This is a genomic window from Streptomyces sp. NEAU-174 (assembly GCF_052665095.1).
In genome coordinates this window covers 480,475-503,164 of record NZ_JBQTCE010000007.1, presented here as the reverse complement: position 1 = coordinate 503,164, position 22,690 = coordinate 480,475, and the positions used below count along the sequence as shown (strand labels likewise).

The 22,690-nt window shown below is 67.8% G+C and carries 16 protein-coding genes and 1 tRNA gene; 11 read left to right on the top strand and 6 right to left on the bottom strand.

Going from position 1 to position 22,690, the window contains the following annotated elements; genetic code table 11:
• The first annotated feature begins 51 nt into the window (after positions 1 to 51).
• The 7 genes from ACT2CW_RS22900 (at position 52) to ACT2CW_RS22870 (ending at position 12,838) form a co-directional block, all read left to right on the top strand.
• Positions 52 to 1,038 (top strand): diacylglycerol/lipid kinase family protein, encoded by a 987-nt coding sequence (locus ACT2CW_RS22900; protein WP_445518063.1) that lies wholly within the window; start codon positions 52 to 54, stop codon positions 1,036 to 1,038.
• On the top strand, positions 1,035 to 2,540 hold the full coding sequence (locus tag ACT2CW_RS22895) for an MmgE/PrpD family protein (RefSeq protein WP_445518062.1): 1,506 nt from the start codon (positions 1,035 to 1,037) through the stop codon (positions 2,538 to 2,540). Before ACT2CW_RS22900 ends, ACT2CW_RS22895 begins: the two co-directional genes overlap by 4 nt.
• Before the next feature lie 47 nt (positions 2,541 to 2,587).
• A complete protein-coding gene (locus tag ACT2CW_RS22890) occupies positions 2,588 to 2,983 on the top strand; it encodes an acyl carrier protein (RefSeq protein ID WP_432048340.1) in 396 nt (131 codons plus the stop codon).
• Between the two features lie 44 nt (positions 2,984 to 3,027).
• Positions 3,028 to 9,381 carry a type I polyketide synthase gene (locus ACT2CW_RS22885; RefSeq protein WP_445518061.1) on the top strand — a complete coding sequence of 2,118 codons (6,354 nt, stop codon included), beginning with the start codon at positions 3,028 to 3,030 and terminating at the stop codon, positions 9,379 to 9,381.
• 72 nt (positions 9,382 to 9,453) lie between these two features.
• Positions 9,454 to 11,010 carry a long-chain-fatty-acid--CoA ligase gene (locus tag ACT2CW_RS22880; RefSeq protein ID WP_432048342.1) on the top strand — a complete coding sequence of 519 codons (1,557 nt, stop codon included), beginning with the start codon at positions 9,454 to 9,456 and terminating at the stop codon, positions 11,008 to 11,010.
• Positions 11,011 to 11,102: 92 nt separating this feature from the next.
• A complete protein-coding gene (locus tag ACT2CW_RS22875; RefSeq protein ID WP_432048343.1) occupies positions 11,103 to 11,870 on the top strand; it encodes a thioesterase II family protein in 768 nt (255 codons plus the stop codon).
• Between the two features lie 257 nt (positions 11,871 to 12,127).
• Complete coding sequence (locus ACT2CW_RS22870) at positions 12,128 to 12,838, top strand: AfsR/SARP family transcriptional regulator (RefSeq protein WP_445518060.1); 711 nt, start codon at positions 12,128 to 12,130, stop codon at positions 12,836 to 12,838.
• 95 nt (positions 12,839 to 12,933) lie between these two features.
• Here ACT2CW_RS22870 and ACT2CW_RS22865 read toward each other — a convergent pair whose 3' ends face one another.
• Complete coding sequence (locus ACT2CW_RS22865) at positions 12,934 to 13,734, bottom strand: AfsR/SARP family transcriptional regulator (protein WP_445518059.1); 801 nt, start codon at positions 13,732 to 13,734, stop codon at positions 12,934 to 12,936.
• 445 nt (positions 13,735 to 14,179) lie between these two features.
• Here ACT2CW_RS22865 and ACT2CW_RS22860 point away from each other — a divergent pair, with 445 nt between their 5' ends.
• Both ACT2CW_RS22860 and ACT2CW_RS22855 read left to right on the top strand, forming a co-directional pair.
• Positions 14,180 to 14,551, top strand: coding sequence for a nuclear transport factor 2 family protein (locus tag ACT2CW_RS22860; RefSeq protein ID WP_138913600.1), 372 nt, complete (start codon positions 14,180 to 14,182; stop codon positions 14,549 to 14,551).
• A gap of 125 nt (positions 14,552 to 14,676) precedes the next feature.
• A complete protein-coding gene (locus ACT2CW_RS22855; protein WP_432048346.1) occupies positions 14,677 to 15,690 on the top strand; it encodes a ketoacyl-ACP synthase III family protein in 1,014 nt (337 codons plus the stop codon).
• On the opposite strand, the gene ACT2CW_RS22850 is transcribed toward ACT2CW_RS22855, so the two are convergent.
• From ACT2CW_RS22850 to ACT2CW_RS22840, 3 genes are all read right to left on the bottom strand, one after another.
• Positions 15,579 to 16,496 carry an MmyB family transcriptional regulator gene (locus ACT2CW_RS22850; RefSeq protein ID WP_445518058.1) on the bottom strand — a complete coding sequence of 306 codons (918 nt, stop codon included), beginning with the start codon at positions 16,494 to 16,496 and terminating at the stop codon, positions 15,579 to 15,581. The two genes, ACT2CW_RS22855 and ACT2CW_RS22850, sit on opposite strands and share 112 nt — an antisense overlap.
• A 123-nt stretch (positions 16,497 to 16,619) precedes the next feature.
• Positions 16,620 to 17,813, bottom strand: a complete 1,194-nt coding sequence (locus ACT2CW_RS22845; RefSeq protein WP_432048348.1) for a cytochrome P450 — start codon at positions 17,811 to 17,813, stop codon at positions 16,620 to 16,622.
• 244 nt (positions 17,814 to 18,057) lie between these two features.
• Entirely contained in the window at positions 18,058 to 19,500 is a 1,443-nt protein-coding gene (locus tag ACT2CW_RS22840; RefSeq protein WP_432048349.1) for an MFS transporter, read from the bottom strand.
• 267 nt (positions 19,501 to 19,767) lie between these two features.
• Between ACT2CW_RS22840 and ACT2CW_RS22835 the strand changes: the two genes are divergently transcribed.
• A complete protein-coding gene (locus ACT2CW_RS22835; RefSeq protein ID WP_445518057.1) occupies positions 19,768 to 20,961 on the top strand; it encodes a cytochrome P450 family protein in 1,194 nt (397 codons plus the stop codon).
• Between the two features lie 113 nt (positions 20,962 to 21,074).
• Here ACT2CW_RS22835 and ACT2CW_RS22830 read toward each other — a convergent pair whose 3' ends face one another.
• Both ACT2CW_RS22830 and ACT2CW_RS22825 read right to left on the bottom strand, forming a co-directional pair.
• Positions 21,075 to 21,266 carry a hypothetical protein gene (locus ACT2CW_RS22830; protein WP_445518056.1) on the bottom strand — a complete coding sequence of 64 codons (192 nt, stop codon included), beginning with the start codon at positions 21,264 to 21,266 and terminating at the stop codon, positions 21,075 to 21,077.
• A gap of 47 nt (positions 21,267 to 21,313) precedes the next feature.
• Positions 21,314 to 22,312, bottom strand: coding sequence for a phosphatidylglycerol lysyltransferase domain-containing protein (locus ACT2CW_RS22825; RefSeq protein WP_432048353.1), 999 nt, complete (start codon positions 22,310 to 22,312; stop codon positions 21,314 to 21,316).
• Positions 22,313 to 22,528: 216 nt separating this feature from the next.
• On the opposite strand from ACT2CW_RS22825, the gene ACT2CW_RS22820 reads away from it, so the two are divergent.
• A tRNA-Lys gene (locus ACT2CW_RS22820) sits at positions 22,529 to 22,615 on the top strand.
• Positions 22,616 to 22,690 lie beyond the last annotated feature (75 nt).

The following is a 22,690-nucleotide window of genomic DNA, read 5'->3' as shown; positions in this document are numbered from 1 at the left end:
GGAAAATAATGATGAGCGCAGGAAGAGTCCCCGGCATGCGCGGAGTGAGTTGTGGCGGGAAGCCAAAACAGATTGAATGGTCGCTGCGTAGTCATTGCGAACCCGAACGCGGGAATTGTGTCGGAGTCGTTGGTCGGTGAAGTGGCCGACCGCTGTTGCCGATTATCCTTCGTCGTCGAAGTGGTCTGGGCACGCGAGCCCGGCGAAGCCCAGCGCGCCGCCCGAGCCGCGGTCGCCGAGTCTGACGGAGCATCCCTCACCGTAATCGTCTCCGTCGGCGGTGACGGGACCGCCTGGGAGGTGGCCACGGGCATGACCCTGGCCGCCGACCTCTCGGCATCCGTGGCACTGCTGGTCGTGCCGGCGGGCACCGGAAATTCCAACTTCCGCTCCCACTGGGGAGAGTCGGATTGGCGCTTCGCCCTGGATATGGCGCTCGGGTCCCCGGGAAAGCATCTACGCGCGCTGGATCTCGCCAATATCGTCGAGGAGGACCGGCTCGTCGTGCTGGGCGCGGGCGCGGGGCTGACCGCACAGGTTCTCCAGGATGCGGGCGAGGTGCCCCTGACCGGGGCGGCGCGGCTCCAGGAAGGGTTGCTCCGTGCCGCAGTCGGTTTCACCCCTTACCCGGGGCGCGTCACCGTGGACGGTGAGGTGGTGCACGAAGGGCGGACGGTGTTCGCCAATGTGGGCGGTGGGCGCCACCGAGCCTGGCAGTACGACGTACTGCCGCACAGCGTGCTCGACGACGGCCTGCTCGACTACTGCGTGGTGGGTGCGGGGACGGAACCCCGCGCGCTGCCCGAACTCCTCCGCACGGGGCGGCACGTGCTGCGACCGGACACCGTCTACGGGCGTGGCAGACAGGTGGTCATCGAGCGGCTTGACGGTGCGGCGCTGTGCTTCGAGCACGACGGCGAATTGCTCCCCGCCGGCCGTTCCCGCTACACGCTCGACGTCCTGCCGGGGCGGTTGTCCGTTCTCTGCGCGCCCGCCCGGCACCTGAAGGCCGCTGTCGTCACCGGGGACGCCTCATGAGTGGGCGGACGACGCCTTCGGGCCTCGTCGCGGAGCTGTCGGCGTGGGCGAGCGGGCTGCGACCGTTCGACATCCCGCCCCGGGTGGCGCGCCTCGCACAGAGCCAGATCCTCTCCCAGCTCGCGGCCATCCGTGCCGGGTGGGCCCACCCCAGGGGCCAAGACCTGGTGCGTGCGTTCGGAGCGCCCTTGCAGGACGACCCGGCCAGGTCGGCATGCGTCCTCGCCGGGCTGGGCTCCTGGCTGAACCTCGACGACACCGCCTACGCGGGCCACCTGTCGAACGCGACGGTGGCGGTCCCCGTGGCCTACGCGCACGCTCTGGGCCTGACGGGGCGGGAGCTGGTCACCGCGGTGGTCGCGGCGAACGAATGCGCGGCGCGCATCACCGCCGCCTCCACGCTGGGCCCCTTCCGCGGCCAGAGTGCCGTTCAGACCGCACTGGTCGGAGCGGTCAGCGGCCGCCTCGGATGCCAGCGCGCCCCGGCGGAGCAGTGGACCAATGCGCTCGGCCTGGCGCTGGCCATGCCGCCGTGGACCACGCTCCACGGCTTCCTCGGCAGTGACGCGCGGATACTCAGCGTCTTGCTCCCGGTGCGAACCAGCATGGACGCCTGCGACGCCGCGGCGGCCGGGCTGCGCGGCGCCGCCGACATCCTGGAGCATCCCGACGGCTTCCTGGCCCGTTTCGCGGACGTCCCGCTCCCCGAGGTCGTGACCCGGGGACTGGGCGAGCTGTGGCACACCGACACCCTCTCCTTCAAGATGCGCCCCGCCGGACCTGGGATAGACGCCGCCGTCGACTGCGCCGTCGAACTCCACGCCCAGCACCGTGAGGTGCTGCTCGACCATCTGGACGACATCGACGAGATCGTCGTGGCGGCCTCCGCCTACACCCTCTACGTCGGACGCCGCGCCGAGCAGTACGTCACCGGCCCGGACACGCCGGCGAGCACCCTCCCGCTGTCGATCCGCTATGCCCTCGCCACCGCCCTCTTGCACGGGGACCTCACGCTCGCCGACTACGCCGAACCCGTGGTGCGCGACCCCCGGCGATGGGCTCTGGCGCAGCGGGTGCGGCTCATCCACGACAGCGCGATGACCCGTGAGCTGCTCACGGGGGAGGCGCCATTCGGCGACGCCATCGCGGACGCCGGTGCGGCGGGTGCCGCGTGGGCCGAGCGGTTCTTCGGCGACCTCGTGCACGACGTGGCCGCGCGGTCCGCCGATCCCGCGCGGAATTACGAGAACGCCACCAAGCGCACTCCCGCCAAGGTCACGGTTCGCCTTCGCGACGGCCGTACCTTCTCCCGCGAACGCGTCATTCCGGTCGGCGCCGCGGGCCCCGAAACGAGGGCCCGTCATTCCGAGCTGATACGTTCCAAATTTATTTCCGCCGGAGGGGACCGGCAGGTTGCCGACGCATGGGACGGCCTCTTCGACGCCGCTGCGAAGGAACTCGCCGACCTGCTGGAAACAGCGCTGCGCAACCCCACTGAATGAATGAGTGACCACATTCTCCGTTCGACTCTCATGGAAACGGTGCCTGAATGAGCGAGGACACCCCGGTCGTCCGCGAACTGCGGGAACTGCCGGTATCCGAACGCCGTGAAGCGCTGGAAAGTCTGGTCTGCCGGGAGTTCAAGGCCACTTTGCTGATGACGGAGGCCGAGGAACTTCCGCTGGATCGGAATTACTTCAGTCTGGGCTTCACCTCGCTGCGGATCACCGAGATCAAGCAGCGCCTCGAAGTACTGCTCGGCCGAAGTATCAGCGCCAGCGTGCTGTTCGACCGGCCCACGGTCGCACAGCTGCTGGACCACCTCTGCGACGAGACACTCGGCGAATTCTTCGACGGCTCCGCACGGGGACATGAGGACGCGCCTGAACTGAAGTCGCACCGGGCCATGTGGGAGGAAGTGCTGGCAGACCTGTACCGGGGATGACGCCATCCTCGCCGCAGTCCCAACTGACACAGAGAGGCGACGCAATGCCGGACAGGTCCGCACCAACGCCCGCTCGAGGTGACGGCACGGCGGCCACCGCACAGGAGCAGGACCGAGCCATCAAGCAGATGCTGCTGGAGAAGCACGAGCCCATCGCCGTCGTCGGTGTGGGGCTGCGGTTTCCCGGAGGCAACGAGACCCTGGACGAGTTCGACGCCTTTCTGCGCGACGGCCGGTCCGGGATAGTGCCCTTGCCCGACGACCGCTGGGACACCGAGCAGTTCGCCTCGGACGGTGCCGACGAGCCGGGCTCGATTCAGACCGCCGGTGGCGGCTTCCTGAAGGATATCGGCCGGTTCGACGCCCAGTTCTTCAACATCTCCCCCAAAGAGGCGCAGTACATGGACCCCCAGCAGCGCATGCTGCTGGAGACCGCGTGGTCGGCGCTGGAGAACGCCAACATCAATCCCGGTCCGCTGCGCCACGGCAATGGCGGCGTGTACATCGGCACCAGCTCCATCGACTACGCCCTGGAACTAGACGGGCTCGCGTATGAGGACCTGGACGGCCACCTGGCTTCGGGCATCACGGCCTTCCCGCTGTCCGGCCGGTTGTCGTACTTCCTGGGCTGGCGGGGCCCCAGTCTCAGCGTGGACACGGCCTGCGCCTCGTCCCTCACCGCCTTGCACCTCGCGGCCCAGGGGCTCCGCAGCGGGGAGTGCGACATCGCGCTGTGCGGCGCTGTGAACGCCATCCACCACCCGCGCATCCTGGTGATGTTCTCGCACGCCAACATGCTGGCCCCGGACGGACAGTGCAAGACGTTCGACGAGGGCGCGGACGGGTACGTACGGGCCGAAGGATGCGGTGTACTCGTCCTCAAGCGGCTCACCGACGCCCGGCGCGACGGCGACACGATCCTGTCCCTGGTCCGCGGTACCGCGGTCGGCCAGGACGGGGACAGCGCGGGGCTCACGGTGCCCAACGGCTCGGCGCAAGAGGCCGTCATGCGCGCCGCGATCGCCAACGCGATGCTCGAGCCCGGCGACATCCAGTATGTCGAGGCGCACGGTACCGGCACCCAGCTGGGCGATCCCATCGAAATGGGCGCCATCAGCGACGTCTTCGCGCAGTCGCACACGCGCGACGATCCGGTCGTCGTCGGCTCCGTCAAGACGAACCTCGGGCACATGGAACCCGCGGCCGGTGTCGTGGGGGTCATCAAGACGATCCTCCAGATGCGCAGCGGCACGGTGTACCCCCACCTGAACCTCATCCAACCGTCCGGTCGCATCCCCTGGAACAGCATTCCGGTGCGCGTGCCCACGCAGGCCTGCCCGTGGCGGGCCCCCACCCGCCGTGCCCTGGTCAACAGCTTCGGTTTCGCGGGCGGTATCGCGGCCGCGGTCCTGGAGGAACCCCCCGCGTCGCTGCGTTCCTCAGCGGCGGATCCCGGGGCGGTGCGGCAGAGCGCCGGCAGTGTCTTCACTCTCTCCGCGAAGAACGCGCGCTCCCTGCGCCGTCAGGCCGAGTCCTACCATCGCTTCCTGGCGGACCATCCGGACATCGACATCGCCGACCTCTGCTACACCGCCAACGTGGGGCGTACCCACTTCGGGAAGCGGGTCGCCGTGGCGGTGCACGACCGCGACCATCTGCTCCGCTTCCTGGACCGGCTACGGAAGAGCGAGACACGGTCCGGACGGGCGTCCGACATTCGCAAGGTGGCGTTCCTGTTCACCGGCCAAGGATCCCAATACGCGGGCATGGGCACGGCACTGTACGAGCGGCATCCGGTCTTCCGGGACTACGTGGACGCTTGCGACCAGCTCTTCGCCGGACCCCTCGGAATGTCGGTCCGGGACCTGCTGCTCGGCAGGGCCGCCGATCCCGAGGACATCCATCAGACGTTATGCACACAACCCGCCCTGTTCACCTACGAGTTCGCCCTGGCCCAGCTGTGGATCTCCTGGGGTGTCCGTCCCAACGTCCTGATCGGGCACAGCATCGGCGAGGTCGTGGCGGCCACGGTCGCCGGCGTGTTCGACCTGGAGGACGCCGTCACCCTCGTCACTTACCGGGCACGCCTGATGCAGGGGGTGACCGAGCCGGGCGGCATGCTCGTCGTCACCGCCGACGCGGCCGAGGTCGAACCGCTCTGCGCCGCCCATCCCGATCTTGCGATCGCGGCCGTCAACTCCCCGCGGCAGTGCGTCGTGTCCGGCGGAGTGGAGTCACTGGCACGGGTTGAGGCAGAGCTGGGGCAGCGCGGTGTGGAGAGCAAGCGGCTTTCGGTGTCCCACGCCTTCCATTCGCCCCAGATGACCACGGTCTACGACGAATTCCGCGCCGCACTCGCGGACATCACCTTCCACCGGCCCACCATGACCCTCATATCGAACGTCACCGGCGAGCCGGCCAGACCGCGGGAGCTCATGACCGTGGAGTACTGGGTGCGGCACATTGGCGAGACGGTGCGCTTCGCGCAGGGCATCAGTGCCGTCGAACGCCGTGGTCGCCACGCGTTCGTCGAAATCGGCCCCTCGTCCGCGCTCATCTCGCTCGCCCGGCAGTGCGTGTCCGCCGAGGACCACCTGTGGGTGCCCAGCGCCTCCCGGAAGGACCCCCGAGGAGAGACCGTGCTGCGGGCCCTGGCCCAGATGTACGCCGCCGGATCGCCGGTGGCGTGGAGCGGCTTCCACGCGGGCGCGCGGTGCCGCAAGATCACACTGCCTGGCTATGCCTTCGACCGCAAGCACTACTGGCTCCCCTACAGCAGGCCCCGGCACTCGGTGGGCGCGCCGGTCGCCACGACCGTCGCTCACCATCCGCTCCTGGGGGAGGAGACAGCTCCGCAGAAGGGCGTCAGGGAGTTCACCGCGCGCGTCGGCCTCGGCCGTCAGGCATGCCTGACGGGGGCGCCGACCGTCGGCGAGCGGGTACTTCCGGTCGCGGCGCAGGTGGAGCTGGTGATCGCGCTACAGGACCAGGTGTTCGGCGCGACCGGCCGTGTACTGAGCGACGTCCGACTCCATGAGCCCCTGCCGCTGCCCGACCAGGACACCGTCGAGATCCGCACCAGGCTGCGCGACGCGCACACCGCGGCCGCCGAAGTGGAGATCTCCGGTATTCCGGGCGACGGGACCGGGGAGCGGCGCCACCTCACCGCACGACTGATCTCCGCACCGACGAGCGGGCTCGCCGGGGAACTGTGCGCGATGGCGGCCGGCGCCGGTCCCGCCACCGAGGTGCGCGAGGCCGCCGAGGTGTACGCGGACCTCGCCATGTCCGGCCTGGAGTGCGGGCCCGAGTACCAACGGCTGACCCGGATCGCCGTGCACGGTCCGGGACTCGTCGTCGGGGAACTGCAAGGGCAGCCGACGGTCCCCGGCGAGTACCTGCCGCCGGCTCTTCTGGAGAGTGCCCTGCACTGCGTGACCGCGCTGGACCACGAGGGCATCGCCCTGCTGCCGGCCGGCTTCCACCAACTGAGATTCCACAAGAAGCCGAGGGCCGACGCGCTGCGCGTGGTGGTGCGCGTCGCCGAGACCGCGAGGCCCGGCGCCGAGGTCACGGCCGACGTGGTCCTCCTGGAGGGCGACCAGCCCGTGGTGGAGATCCACGAGGTTGACTTCACCCGCCCCACCGCCGCGGCGGTACACCGACGGGACTTCTTCTTCCGTACCGAGTGGCTGCGGAGCTCCCTGCGTGCCGAACCCGTGGCCCGCGCGCGGCACATCGTCGCGGTCAACCGGTCCGACGCCGACTTCGCCGCCCTGACCGACCAGCTCGCCGAAGCCGGGGCCGAGTTGACGTGCGTGTCGAAAGTGCAGGACGTCACCACCGCGCTGCGCACCGCGGACGTGACCGACCTGTGGTGGTTCTGGCGGCCGACGGGGCGGAAGACGAGCGCCCGGTCGCTGCGCGCCGAGTGCGAGATCAACTACCGGCAGCTTCTGGAGCTACTGGACCTGCTCGGCCATGAGGGCTTCGGACGCAACCAGCGGCTCTGGCTGGTCACGGAGGAGGCCCAGTTGCTGCCGGGCGACCGAGGCGCTGTCGAGTCCCAGCCCGCGTCCGCCAGCCTGTGGGGCTTCGGGCATGTGCTCCTGAACGAGAACCCGGCCTACCGCGTCACCCTGATGGACCTGCCGCGGGGCGGCGGACTGCCGGACCTGCTGCGCGAGTCGCAGAACCCGGACGGTGGGGAGTTCCAGGTGGCGTTCCGCGGTGGGCACCGGCGAGTCAGGCGCCTGCTGCCCCGCGAACCGCGAATCCGCCCCGGCACCCCGTTCGAGCTGGCCGTCCGGGACGAGGGCAGGCTCTCCGGCATCGAGCCCGTGGCTGCTGCCGATGATCCGGCCCCTCAGGGCGACTGGATCCAGGTGGAGATGCGGTGCGCCGGGCTGAACTTCAAGGACGTCCTGAACGCGCTCGGCGTGCTGCGTCGGGCGGCGGAGGAGGCGGGCACCGAGTACCGTCCGCAGCCGTTGGGATTCGAGGGGTCCGGGACAGTGGTCGCCGCGGGCCCGGACGCGGAGTTCGCGGTGGGCGAGGACGTTGTCGTGCACCACTTCGGTACCATGCGTCGACGGGTGCTGGTGCCGTCCGCGGCGGCCGTGCGCAAGCCCCGGGGGCTCGATTTCGCCGCGGCGGCGGGACTGGCTTCCGCCTATGTCACCGCGTACTACGCACTGCACCACCTGGCGGGCGTCAAGGCCGGTGACCGGGTGCTGATCCACGCCGCGGCCGGCGGGGTGGGGCAGGCCGCGGTGCGCCTGGCGGAGCTCGCCGGGGCCGAGGTGCTCGCCACCGCCAGTCGGCCCAAGTGGTCCTGGCTGCGCGCGCAGGGTGTCGACCATGTGATGGACTCGCGCACCGTCGGCTACCGCGAGGAGATCGCCCGGGGCTCCGGGAGCGTCGATGTCGTCCTCAACAGCCTGGGCGGCGACCATGTGGCGGCCGGGCTGGATGTGCTCGCCCCGGGCGGCCGGTTCGTCGAGCTGGGCACGGTGGACACCTGGACCCCGGGCCGGGTGCGCGAAACGCGCCCGGATGTCGCCTACCACTCCTTTGACCTGAGTCTGCGGCGGGGAGCCGAGGCGCTGCGGCTGGGTAGCGAGATCCTGCGCAAGGTCATGGCGCTGGTGGAGGGTGGAGAGCTGCCGCCGATCACCACCACCCGGTACTCGCTGGACGAGGTGGAGGAGGCGTTCAGCGTCCTCAGCCGCGGCGCCAACGTCGGCAAACTCGTCCTCGATCTGCGGGTGCCCGGAGACGTGGACACCTCGCGCAGGGCGTACGACCGATCGCCCGTGGTCACACCCGACCATACGTATCTCATCACCGGTGGACTCGGCGGGCTCGGCCTGACCACCGCGCGGGAGCTCGTCGATCTGGGCGCCCGCCACATCTGCCTCGTCAGCCGGAGCGGTACGCCCGCGGCCGAGGCGGCGGAGCTGCTCGCAACGTTGCGGGAGAAGGCCGACGTCACCGTATTCCAGGCCGACGTGTCCGAGCCCGAGGAGGTGCGCCGCCTGGTTGATGGGCTGACCGAGGGACCTCATCCGGTAGGCGGCATCGTGCACGCCGCGGGCGCGCTCGCCGACATGCCGGTCTCGGCCATGGACTGGGACTGCCTTGATCGGGTGTTCCGCTCCAAGGTGTACGGCACCTGGCTGCTGCACGAGGCCACTGCCTACCTGCCCGCCCTGCGATTCTTCGTGTGCTACTCCTCCGCCGCGTCCGTCGTCGGTGGCGTCACCCAGGCGAACTACGCGGCTGCCAACGCCTTCATGGACAACCTCATGACGCGGCGCCGGGCGGAGGGCCTGCCCGGCCTGAGCATCAACTGGGGCCCCTGGGCACAGGTGGGCATGTCGGCCAGGCTCGGCGAGCAGGTGCTCACCTCGTGGCAGGAACAGGGCATCAAGCTGTTCACGCCGGCCCGCGGTATGCGCGCTCTTGTCTCCCTGATCGCTCCGGAGCACACCTCCGGACAGGTGGTGGCGGGCGAGTGTGACTGGGACCGGTTCACCGTCGCCAAGCCGGTGGCCAACGCGCTGTATGAGCGGCTGGTCAGTGCCGCGGAAGACGGGGAGGACTTCGACCTCGATCAGTTGCTCACCCGGCCCGCCGGCGAACGGGTCCCAGCGATCGAGGAGTTCGTTCAGGCGCGGGTCGCTCAGGTGCTGCACATCGAGGACGTCGAGGTGATCGAACCCGATATCGAGTTCCTTCAACTGGGCCTGGACTCACTGGTCGCCGTGGAACTGCGCAACACCCTGGAGGCCGCCTTCCGGTTGCCTCTGCCTGCCTCGATCGTGTTCGACCATCCATGCACCGAGCAACTCGCTGCCTACCTCGACAGCCAGCTGACCGGCGGGCAGCCGTCCTGACCACGTTCCGACGCCCTGTCCGCCCCAAGCCGCTCGGCACCACCCGGGCGCAGAGCCAAGAAGCGAGAACTCATGACACGTACACCAACACTGACGCTGGGGGATGTCGCAGCCCACCACGCCGCGCAGCGCCCGGACCACACCGCCATCCACTGCCAGGGCCGGCGCATGAGCTACGGCGAACTGCACCGCGAGAGCAACCGCACCGCTCACGCGCTGCGCGCGCACCGAGCCACGGCGGGCAGCCGGATCGGCTACCTGGGCCGGGAATCGGAGCACTACTACACCCTGGCCCTGGGGTGCGCTAAGAGCGAGAGCGTGCTGGTGCCGGTCAACTGGAGGCTGACCGCCACCGAGGTCGACCACATTTTGCGCGACTCGGGGGTCGAGATCCTCTTCGTGGAAGACGAGTTCATGAGCACGGCGGCGGACGTGGCCCCGCAGCTGCCCAAGCTGCGGACCGTGGTGCGGCTCGACGACGGCGGCGCACCCGGTGACGGGTTCCGTACCTGGCAAGCCGGCCACCCCGACGACGACCTCGTCCTGCGCAGCGACCGGAACACCCCCGTCATCCAGCTCTACACCAGCGGTACCTCGGGCCTGCCCAAGGGCGTCGTCCTGGGGCACCGCACCTTCTTCGCCTTTACCGAGGAGATGCGGCGGCTCGGCGAGGCATGGATCGACTGGCGACCCGACGACGTCAGTCTCATCTCCTTCCCCGGCTTCCACACCGCGGGCATGGGCTGGTTCATGCACGGCTTCACCGCCGGTGCCACCAACGTGATCATGCGCATCTTCGTCAGCGAGGAGGCCGTCCGGCTGATCAAGGAGCTGGGCGTCACCACCACCTTCATCGCCCCGGCGATGCTCCAGATGCTGCTGGACGAGCCTGGGGTGGACCGGGAGACCTTTCGCACCCTGCGCAAAGTGGCCTACGGGGCCGCCCCGATCCCAACGGCTCTCCTGGAACGCTGCCTGGACGTCATGGGCTGCGAGTTCGCCCAGATCTACGCCAGTACGGAGACGGGCAGTGTGGCCGCCTGTCTGCCGCCGGCCGACCACAAACCGGGCAGTTCGCTGCTGGCTTCAGCGGGCCGGGCCTGCCCCGGGAACGAGCTGAAGATCATCGACCGGGACGGCCGTCCCCTGCCGGCCGGTGAGATCGGACAGGTATGCGTCCGCACCCCGACCAGCCTGCTGGAGTACTGGCAATTGCCCCAGGCCACGCAGGAACTCATGGTCGACGGCTGGCTGCTGATGGGGGACGCGGGCTACCTGGATGAGGACGGCTACCTTTACCTGTGCGACCGAGTCAATGACACCATCATTGTCGCCGGGCAGAACATCTATCCCGCTGAGGTGGAGAAGGCCCTGGCCGAGCACCCGGCCGTCGCCGATGTCGCCGTGATCGGCGTTCCCGACGAGCGTTGGGGCGAGGCCGTCCAGGCCTGTGTGGCGCTCCGGCCCGGCCGGGAGGCGACCCCGCGTGAACTGATGATCTCGCTCAGGGGCCGGGTCGCCGACTTCAAGATCCCCACCCGTTACATCTTCATCGACCACGTGCCGCGCAATCCCTCCGGGAAGCTGCTCCGCCGGCAACTGCGCGACGGGTACCAGCAGCAGTCCTGAACCCCCGACGACGCCGACGCGCCGCCGCTCGGTGCGCGGCCCGCCCACCGGTCGGCCCCTTCCCCTTGCCCCACGACATCGCAGGAGACAGCGTGACAACCTCTCCCACCTCCATCCTCGGCCGCTGGTTCCAGCCCGCCGAGACCGATCCCGAGGCGGCTTCCAGGCTCTTCCTGTTCCCCCACGCGGGCAGTGGCGCCTCCATCTACCGCGACTGGCCACCCCTGATCCCCGGCGACATCGCCCACCAAACCGTGCAACTGCCCGGCCGTCAGGACCGACTCGGGGAGGAGACCTTCGTTGAGATGGTCCCCCTCGTCGAGGCCCTGTGCGAGGCCCTGCTCGCCGAACTGGACGACCGGCCGTACGCGTTCTTCGGCCACTGCCTGGGCGCCCAGCTCGCCTACCGGATCGCCGTGGAGCTTGAGGCCAGGGGTGAGCGGGGGCCCGTCCTCCTCGGTGCCTCCGGATGGGCGCCGGAGGGCTTCCTCACCGTCACCCTGGAGCAGGCCAACATGCCCGAGGAGGAGCTCCTCACCTGGATCCGGAGCCTGGGATCCGTGCCCAAGGAGATCATGGACGATCCGAAGGCCTTGGCCACCGTCATCCCGGCGATGCGGGCCGACTTGGCCGTCGTCGCCAGCTACGTCGACGACGCGGCTCGGGTGCCGTGCCCGGTGGCCACCTACAGCGGGCGGTCCGACCAGCTCATGCAACATGGAGCGATGGAGTCCTGGACGCCCCGCACGCCGTCGTATCTGGGGAATTCCGAATTCCAGGGCGATCATTTCTACATCAACGACAACGCCCTGGCCGTCGTTTCCGACATGGTGCGCCATCTGCGGCGGCTCGCGGCCTAGGCGCAGGTTGGGAAACCGTCGCGCGGGGAGTACCTCGCCGGGACGGCTCGGGCCGTCCCGGCGACCGCGTCGGGCGTTCACGTCAGCGGGTTGTCAGGGGTCGGATGCGAAGATCGGATCGATACGGGGTACGTATCGGCAAGGCCACGCCGATGTGCCTGGTCGGCCGGCCGCGCAAGCTCGCAACATCGGAGGCCTCGACCAATGCTCGTGATCGTTTGGGAGGACACGTGCTTTCGTTCAGAGTCCTGGGCCCGTTGGAGATCGGCACACCGACCCAGGTCGTCCGGCCGAAGGGCTTTATGCAGAGAAAGCTCCTCACCGTACTTCTCGCCAACGCCGGCAACTTGGTGCCGATCGACCCTCTGATAAACGAGCTCTGGCAGGAGAAGCCACCCGCACACGTCGAGAACGCGTTACAGGCGCATGTCAGCCGGCTTCGGCAGAAACTCGCCGACTGGGAGCCGGACGCGGGGACGGCGAGGCTGGTCGCTTTTCCGGCCGGTTACCAGCTCAACGTGGACGAGGGGGAACTCGACGCGGAGATCTTCAGGGCCGGTCTGGAGCGGATCAGGGACCACAGCGCAGACGATCCGGCGGTCACCGTCCGGGAACTCCGCTCACTCCTGGATCTCTGGCGCGGGCCGGCTCTCCACGGGATGGCCGGAACGGCGCTGTGTCAGGCGGCCATCTGCCGACTGGAGGAGTCACGTATCGCCGCGCTGGAGCTGCTGTACGAGAACGAGTTGGAACTGGGCAACTACGGAAGAGTGATTCCCGAACTGCGCGAGCAACTGACCGATCAGCCGTTTCGGGAACGGTTCTGGCAGCAGCTGCTGATCGCCCTGCAACGATCGGGCCGGCACACCGAAGCACGCGTGGTCTACCAGGAGTTGCGGCGCAAGGTGTCGCAGGAGCTGGGTCTGGATCCCTCGCCGATCATGCACGGCTTCGACCAGCCCTCCTGACGCGGAACACCCCGGAGGGCTGGGCGGGGCGTGGCGAGACCGCGGGCGCCCCGCGTTGCCCGCCACGGGCCACGCGGGGCGCCCGCGGTCGACGGTCACAGAGCTGTGAGCACAGCCCGCCGCGTGTCCTCGGTCAGCCTGGGATCCTGTACGAGCACCATGTGTTCGCATCTTCGCAGGCGCACGGAGGGCGGACGGGATGTGAAGTGATCTATCACATCACGGCCCTGGCGGTATGCCTCCAGTGCTTCGGCCTGACGCCCGGACCGGTACAGGGCGATCATGAGCTGTTCGCAGTGGAGTTCGTAGAAGCCGGAATACGAGGTGAGCAGGGCCCTCAGCTCGGCGATGATGGCCGAGTGGTGGCCGCTGGCCAGCTCCGCGTCGAACAGCATCGTGCAGGCGTGCAGCCGCGTCTCCTCGTACCGCTTCGCGCTGGCCTGGCAGATCCGGCCGCCGGTGATGCCCCCGAAGATCGGCCCCTGCCAGCGGTCCAGGACCTGACGCAGTTGGCCGGCCGCCTCCTGGGGCGGCATGTGGTCCACCATGGCCTCGATGTCGCTGACCTCGGAGACGAAGGAGATTGCGTCCACCGAGGCGTCGTCGACGGCCAGTTGATAGCCGCCGGGCCGACTGATGATGCGCGACTGCGAAGGCTCCGGCTCCAGCTTCTCCAGGACCCGGCGTAGCCTGCTGATGTGCGCGTGAAGCGCATTGTCCGGGTGGGTGGGGCGGCCATTGCCCCATAGCTCGTGAATGAGGTCGTCGGCCTGGACGGGACGTCCGTCGGCCACGAGCAGGGAGATGAGTAGTGTCGCCTGAAAAGGCCCTTGTGGTGTACGCACTCCTCCTCGACCCTTGACGACCGGAGGGCCGAGAATTCTGAACTCCAGCATGTCGGCTCCCGTTACCTGTTGACATGTCGACTGATGAGTCTCAAGATGCCCTTCCCTATGCCGAATCAAGTCGGGCATAGGGGAGCGACGAGGTCGCACCGTGGCAGAGGTGGAGAGCGCTGGAGAAAAGCGTCGGCTGGACAGGCCGGGCCCTGCGACGATACGGGACCCGACGGCGACGGATACGCCAGACCCGACTGAACTCATCTGCGGGTGTAAATTCCCGAAGCCCAGCCAGGTCGGCCGTCCCTTGGATGTGCATTCGATGAGCATGTGCCCACCACCCCCGTTGGATTAACCGTACACGTTTACTGAACGGCAAGCCATTACCGATGAGGTAATCGACAACCCGTGGGAGGCGATGCAAGACTCTCAATCGCCGGGATTCGCGCCCCCCGGCCCTGTAATCAGTGCGTTCTCGTGCGCAGCAACGGAAGGGATCACGTTGAGCAACATTGACGATTTCGTGGAGCGATATGTGGCGGTCTGGAACGAGGGGGACCCTGCTCTCCGACGTAAGGGTGTCTCCGAGATCTGGGCCGACGACGCCGTGTACGCCAACCAGGGCGCCGAGTTCCGCGGTCATGCCGGGATCGAAGCCGCCGTCACCGAGGCGTATGAGCAGTTCGTGAAGAACGGCGAGTACGTTTTCAAGACGGCGAAGGTGGACGAGAACCACGAGGCCGTGCGGTTTACCTGGGATATGGTGCCCACGGCGGGCGGCGAACCGGCGTCGATCGGTACGCAATTGTTCCTTGTCGGCGAGGACGGACGGATCGTCCACGACTACCAGTTCATCGACAAGATGCCGTCCTGAACAACGCCGTACGGAGCGGGCGCGTTACCGGTACACGCATCCGGTGCCGCGCCCGCTCCGTTCGCCTTCCGTGTTACGGCTGTAGTCCAGACGAGATCGCTCCGTGCCTGCCTACGAGGTGAGTAATGCGCTGTGACAATCCGGTCTACATTGCGAGTGCCGCCACCTGGTTGCCGGACCTGGTCCCACTGGGTAAAGCGGTTGAAGAGGGCCTGGTGGATGCCGCGCATCAGGATCTCGGCTACACCTCCATCGCAGTCGCGGAGGGAATTGTGGGGCCGGACATGGCCATTCAGGCCGCGGACCGGGCACTGAAACATTCCGCCGTAGCGCCCGAAGACGTCGGTCTGGTCCTGCACAGTAGCTGCTGGTTTCAGGGTTTGGACATGTGGACCCCCGCGTCCTACATCGCGAGCCGAACGGTCGGCCCGTACGCCGTGCCATTCGACCTGGGCCAGAAATGCAATGGTGGAATGGGCGCACTGCATCTGGCCACCGCCTATGTGAGCGGTGGTTTCGCCGAAGCGGCCCTGCTGACCACGGGCGACTGCTTCGCGCCGCCGATGCTGGACCGCTGGAACATGCAGCTCAACATGATCATCGGTGATGCCGGAACGGCGCTTGTCGTGTCCCGCCGGGCCGGCTTCGCACGCATCCTTGCCACGGCGGTCGGGGCGGACAGCTCCCTCGAACCGTGGTTCCGGGGAGACGCACCCTTCAGGTCCATGCCCGGGCAGGAAAATCCGGTGAGAGTCATCGAACGCGGCGCCCGGCACGCGGTCACCCCCGAGGCGGTCGGCTCCTGGGAACGGTATGAGGCCGGCCTGCTCAGGACGGCGCAGCAGGCGCTCACGGACGCGGGGCTGACGCGCGACGACATCTCGCGCGTCATTGTCCCCTTCATGCACCGAGGGCAGGGCCAAGCGGAGAACTACGATGTGCTCGGCTTCCCGGAGGAAAGGAGCCTGTGGGAGTTCGGCCGTAGGGTCGGGCACTTGGGGGCCGGGGACCAGTTCGCCGGGCTCGACTACCTGTGCCGGACAGACGCTGTCACCCCTGGGGAAGCGGTCTTGCTGGTGGGGTCCGGACCCGGATTCACCTTCGCCTCCGCGGTAGTGGAGATCGTGGACACCCCGTAGGAGTCGCCGGCGGCCTTGACGACCTGCTGGAACACCGACGCCGTGTGGTCGTCGGCCGGGTGCAGGGTCTCCAGGGACAACTCCGCGACGGTCACGTCCGTGGTGGCCCCGAAGGTCGTGATGGTGCTGAAGAGCCGGAGAACCGTGCCGAAAGCGCGCAACTCGATCAACGCGACGATGCTGTCCGAGAGTTCATGGTTCCCGCTCTCGTCCGGAATCCGGTATCCGGCCATTTCGTTGTAGAGGGCCCAGAGGCTCTCGCGGTTGGAGTAGACGGCTTGACGGTACAGGCGACTGAGGAGATGAGCCTTCCACTCCTCGGCATTGAGGACATGGCGCACCATTCCGGCCGGGTGCAGTGCCATGCGCATCACGTTGACGGGCGGCACCAGCAGGTCCGATTGCACGGTTTCCCGAAGCAGCAGCTCGGTGCTGCGGTTCATCGCCAGGATGTGCTCGTCCGCGTCCACGGCGAGGGCCGGAAAAGGCATATGCACGCCGAGGATCCGGTCGACGGCCTCCTTGACGGCCCGCATGCGGGGCGCCTCCAGGGACGTCTCCTGGTAGACCGGGGCATAGCCGGCGGCCACGAGCAGGGCGTTGCGCTGGCGAATGGGAACCTGAAGGCGGTCCGCCAGCCTCTCCAGGAGTTCGCGGCTCGGTCTGGACCGGCCGGTCTCAATGAAGCTGATGTGGCGCGCCGACGTGTCCGCGCACAGAGCGAGATCGGCCTGACTGACCTTCCGCTCGTTGCGCCACAGACGTAACAGGGGCCCTACCCGGGTACTGGTGTCGGAAACTGTCACGAGCCAATCCTAGACCGCGAACACGCTACGGGACTCAGAGGATCTTCGGCCAAAACGGTCGGCCGTTCCACTTCCCGGCTCCGGGAAGCGGAACGGCCGACCGATGACGGGATGTCACGAGTTTCACCAACTGAGCAGGAGACCGTCCACCGCGTACACCAAGGCTCCCTCGCGAAAGGAGAGGTCGTCGACGTCGACGGCGAGCCGAAGTCCGGGGAAGCGCGCGAACAGGGCGGGCAGGGCGAGTTCCAGCTCCAGTCGGGCCAGGGGCGCCCCCGGGCAGTAGTGCGGTCCCAGTCCGAACGCGACGTGGTTCTTGGTGTCGCGGTGGATGTCGAAGAGCTCCGGGTCGGGGAAGAAGCGCTCGTCGTGATTGGCACTGGGGATGGAGATGATCACTCCGTCACCCTTGGCGACCCGCGCGCCGCCGATCACCAGGTCGTCGGCCGCCACCCGGACGATGTTGTCCTGAGAGATCGACCAGTAGCGCAGCGCCTCTTCCACGACCTTCGGCGCGATGCCTGGGTCGGCTGTCAGCTCGGCGAGTTGGTCCGGGTGCGACAGCAGCGCCAGGACGGTCAGGCCCAGCAGGTTCGCGGTGGTCTCGTGGCCTGCGATGATCATGAGCCGCACGATGCCGACGAGATCGTCGTGAGTGAGCAGGCCCTTGTTCTGGTAGTCGTGCACCAGCCGGCTGATCAGGTCGTCACCGGGCTCCTTGGCCTTGCGCCGGGTGAGATCTCCCAGGTACTCCGACATCGCCTCGTAGGCGGCGAGCGGCGCTTCAGGGCCGCGGTCCTGCGCGAGGATGAGGCCGGTCTGTTCCTTGAAGAAGGCGATGTCGCCGTCCGGTACGCCGAAGATCCGCGCGATGACCAGGCATGGAAGCTGGACGGCAAAGGCCTGGGCGAAGTCGACGGGCTGAGGCATCTCGGCCATCGCGTCCAGCAGCTCGTCCACCAGATTCTGAACTCTGGGACGCAGTTCCCGGGTCCGGCGGGCGGTGAACTCGGGCATGGCCATGTGGCGCAGCCGGCCGTGTTCCGGCTGGTCCATACGCCAGAAGGAGTTTACTCGAGGCCACGGAGGCAACAGGATGCGGTGCGGAAAGTTCGGCTGCTGGTCGTCGGAGCTCATCCGCGGATCGGCCAGCGCTTCCCGGACATCCTCGTGCCGGGAGATGAGCCAGGCCAAGCCCCCGCGGTGGCGGACGAGCCGCGGCGGGCCCTGGCGCAACTCCTTGTAGGCAGGTGGCGGCGAGAAGGGGCAGGTGCGCTGTAGCGGCCAGTCGGGGATCTGTACGTCGACCTCGGACATGGGATCCTTCCGGTGTTGGGATGAGAGCGGCGGTCTTCCGCAAATCGATCCGCGGATTCCTGTCACCCGGGATTCCCGGATTTCAGGTCATCGCGCGTAATCCATGATGGCAGCGGGCGATGACACGCCACTGATACGTGGTCGACAGATAGGAAGCGAGAGGGCCTTACAGCGTGTCGGCGGACGCCGCACCGTAAGGCCCTGACATTTGTTGCCGCTGGCACTTTTGTTTTCTGTTCCGACGTTATTTCTCGGAGGTTCGCGGGAAGAACTGGACGACCAGCGCGACGGCGGCACCGAAACACACCAGGGGGATGACGCCGAGCGCGAAGGCATGGCTGTAGGAGTCGGCCCGGCCGTCCGTCAGCGCCGGGTAGAAGACCGTACCCACCACGGCAACGCCCAGTGCGGCGCCGCCCTCCTGCATGGTGGACAAGGCGCCGGAGGCGGCGGCCGAGTGTTCCGGTACCACGCCGGTCAGGACGGTGTTGGTGAGCGGACCGGTCACCATGCCCATTCCGACGCCGGCGACCAGCAGGGATGGGACGACCCAGCCGATGGCGCCTGTGATTCCGAGCTGCGACACGGTGATGCCCGCCGCCGTGTATCCGACCGCGACGGCCAGGCCTCCCGCGGCGACCAACTGCCGACCGAGGTACCGGGCGAGCCGACCGGACAACAGCGACGAACCGAAGTAGCCGACGCTGAGCGCGCTGAAGATCAAACCGGACTCCATGGCGGAGTATCCGCGGCCCTGCTGAAGGTAGAGGGCCAGCAGGAGGAAGAAGGAGCCCATGGCCATGAAATAGAGCAGCACGGCCACGAGCCCCACGGAGAACACGCGCTCACGAAACAGCCCCAAATGGATCAGCGGCGCCCCGCCCGCTTCGCCGAGCCGCTTCTGGTGGACCACGAAGGCCCCGAGCAGCGGCACGGACAGCACCATTGATACCCAGCCCCACATCGGCCAGTGCTGCTCGTGCCCCTGCACCAGCGGCAGCACGATCGCGACCAGGCCGGCCGTGACCAGGACCGCGCCGACCAGGTCGAGCTGCGCGCGGCCCTCGCCGCGGGACTCGGGCACCAGCCGGCCGGTCAGCAGCACGGCTGCGATCCCGACCGGCACGTTGATGAGGAAGATGCTCCGCCAGTCCAGGTCGAAGAGATCGACGGTGATCAGCGCGCCGCCGATCAGTTGACCGAGGACGCTGGCAAATCCGATGGCCAGGCCGTAGGCGTTGAAGGCGCGGGCCCGGCGCTCGCCGTGGTACGTGGCGCTGAGGATGCCGAGTACCTGGGGGACCAGTAAGGCAGCCGCAGCCCCCTGCACCGCACGGGCGACGATCAGGAACGGCGCGTTGGGGGCGAGACCACACGCGGCTGACGCGATCGTGAAGATCAGGACACCCAGGGTGTACATGCGGCGACGGCCGTAGAGGTCCCCGAGCCGACCACCGGTGATCATGCCGCCGGTGAAGGCGAGCCCGTAGGCGATGATGAAGCCCTGGGCCTGGGCCGAGCTGGCGTTGAGGCCGTCCTGCATGGAGGGGATGGCGACGTTCACGATGAAGTAGTCGAGAACCGTGATAAAGGTGCCGACCAGGACGATCGCCAACGCGGCCCACGAGGCCCCGTCGTGTGCTTCCTGACGGGCGGTCACAGGCGACAGGTTCGCCTCAGTAGTCATCCGGGGTCTCCAGGGATGTCACATGGCAAGCCGAGCCCCCGGGCGCGGCACGAGGACCTGGTGTGTACGTCCCCACTTTGGCCTCCGGTAGGGATGTTGTCGATTACCTGAGAGGTAATGCCGAAGCTCCGCCTCGGCCAAAAATGCTTTCCGGTGCGAAAGTCAGTGACGAGTCAGTGCGGCATCATGTCGGCAAATTTAATATCCCGATTGAGGGTGGCATCAAATACTCTGGGAGCTGAATTGGATCAGCGGTTGAGATTCGAAATGTTCGATCCACATTTCAGGGCGAACCCGTTCGACTTCTATGGCGCGCTGCGGGAGACGGGCGGTGTACACCGGGTGTATTTCCCGGCCTTCAGCGATGTCTGGCTCGTCACCCGCTACGCGGACGCGCGGGCCGTACTCACCGATCCGCGTCTGTCGAAGGAGCCGGCCAATGTCAGCGCCTCGTTACGTGAGGCGATCGTGGCGGGCGAGGGCGAGGACAACCTGCCGTTGATGTCGAGCATGCTCAACAGCGATCCGCCGGACCACACCCGGCTGCGCAGGCTCGTAGTAAAGGCGTTCACGCCGCGTCGGGTCCAGGAGCTGCGACCACGGGTGCAGGAGATCGCCGACGAGCTGCTTGACCGGGTGGCGGGCACGGGCCGGGCGGACCTCATCGACGACTTCGCCTTCCCCTTGCCGATCACCGTGATCTGCGAGCTGCTGGGCATTCCGGTGGCGGACCGCGACGCCTTCCGGGAGTGGTCGACGCTCCTCACCTCCGCCGACGAGGACGAACGTCCGCTGGTCGAACCGGCCTTCGCCAATTTGCACGGCTACCTCTCCGACTTCGTCGGGCGCATGCGCCGGGAGCCGGACGCCGGTCTGATATCAGCGTTGGTGTCGGCCGCTGACGGAGTGGATGGTCTCGACGACGAAGAAGTGGTGACCATGGCTCTGCTGCTGCTCGTGGCGGGCCATGAGACCACGGTGAACCTGGTCGGCAACGGCGTCATCGCCCTGCTGACCCACCCCGATCAACTCGCGGCCCTGCGGGCCGACGAGTCCCTGCTCGCCCCGGCCATCGAGGAGTTCATCCGCTACAACGGACCCGTGGAGACCGCGACCTGGCGGTACACCATGGAACCGGTCGTAGTCGGCGGCGTCGAGATTCCCGCGGGCGAGCCCGTACTGGTCGTACTCGCCTCGGCGAATCGGGATCCCGAGCGGTTCGCGGGGGCGGACCGGCTCGACATCAAGCGTGGCGACAACCCGCACGTGGGCTTCGGCCACGGCATCCACCACTGCCTCGGTGCGCCGCTGGCGCGGCTCGAAGGGCAGGTGGCGATCAGCACCCTGTTACGCCGGTTTCCGGACCTCGCGCTCACGGTCCCGCCCGGAGACCTCCAATGGCGCCCCGGCATCATCATGCGGGGTGTCCGGCATCTGCCGGTCTCCTTCTCCGCGAGCTGACACCCCAGCAGCCCGCCGCCCGAGCCGGACTCCGGAAGACGGCGGTGGGTTGCTGCGCGTCGTCGTCGGATGAGTCTCCGAGGCTGGTCAGAGACCCGGAGCCGGTGTACCGGTCAGTGGCCGGTGGCCGACGGCGCGGACTCGGAGGGCGGGGCGAGTCGTGCGTCGAGCCGCTCCACCACTTGATCGGCGCGTGCCGCGGTCTCCTCGTCGTCGGGTGCGCCGATGATGGCGAAGAACGACTCCGCCATGGCCTGCTTGAGCGCCTTGGTCTCGGCGTTGGCATTGGTTTCGCTGTGGGACACTTTCGGTACCTCCTCGGTAGTTGTCGTACGGTGTTGCCGGCCCCGGGTCAGAATGCGTTGCACGCGCGGAAAATGTGCGCGAAGCCCGCCAGCGACGCCGGTCCGTCGAAGGCGACGTATTCCGGGATCGCGGTGGTGGGCGCCCACTTCTCCTTGTACGCCAGCTGGGTCTGCGCCGGGTACACTGCGGCGCCCTCGGCCCAGAGGTATTGCATGAACCACCGGAATGCCATGCTGTGACCCGGGAGCTCGTTCACCGGAGCGAGCCCGGTGAACGGCGTGAAGCCGAAGTGCAGCCAATCCGCGCCCTCCCCCCGGAAGACGGCCACGGCATGAGCGTTGATGGCTTCCATGATGCCGGGGGAGCCGCCCGGGACGCGGCGGCTCAGGTCGTGCATCCAACCGGCCCGACTGCCGAAGACCGGCGAGTACGAGATGTAGCCGACGGGCTGGTCCCCGATGAAGCCCATGAACAGCCGCCGGTGTTTCTGAGCCGGACCGCCGTACTCGCCCACGAGGAACTCCAACGGCCGGGAGCCGTCGCCCTTGGAATTCAGCCACGGCCGGTCGATGGCCCGGAGGGCGTCGTACCAGTTCTCGGCGTCGACCTCTTCGACGCGCAGACCATTGCGCATGGCACGGGAAATCTTGTTCCGAAGCTGCATGAACCGCGTGCCGCGCAGGGTGAAGTTCTCCAGCTCAACCGCCCATGACGCGCCGATCTGGTTCACCGTCAGCCCCCGCCGGGCATGGGCCTCGGCGTCGCTGCGCTGCAACTGCACACCCACCCACCGCAGACCCCGCTCGCGGGCGTACGCCTGAAAGAGATCGAGGAGATCATCGTACGCGTCGGCGGGGGCGAAGGGGCCGCCGAACTGCACGAGATAGCGGCCCGCACGCCGGTGGACCACCACCCCCTCGACTCCGGGTGCGGTGAAGGCACTGTTTCCCGTGTTCAATGCCAGGAATGCGCTCGGATTGTCTGCCACGGTATATGCCTGGATCGCGTGCAGCAGGTAGTCGTGTGTGGTCGGGGACTCATCCATGTGCTTCTCGCTTTCTGCGGGCTAGTGGCCGCATGGCTGACACGCCGCGCGCCAAGGAAGTGAAGCAACAGCAGAAGTGAAGCATCTCCGGAATCGTGATTGGAAGGGTGAAATGATGCTGCGCCCCGGTTATCAGCGACCTGTCAGTCTGATTTCAGAACCACGGTGCATGATGGTGGATGTGAACGGGGCCGGGAGACACCGGAACCGGGATCTGGAGAGGTTCCCGTAGTGGCCTAACGGGGGCCGGACCTTGTCCGGTCTGGGTTGACGCCCACGTAGGTTCGAATCCTGCCCTCTCCGCAGCGGAAGGCCGCGGGTGCCGTTTTTGGTTTGTCTTTTTTTTTCTTTCCTTTTTTTTTTTTTTTTTTTTTTTTT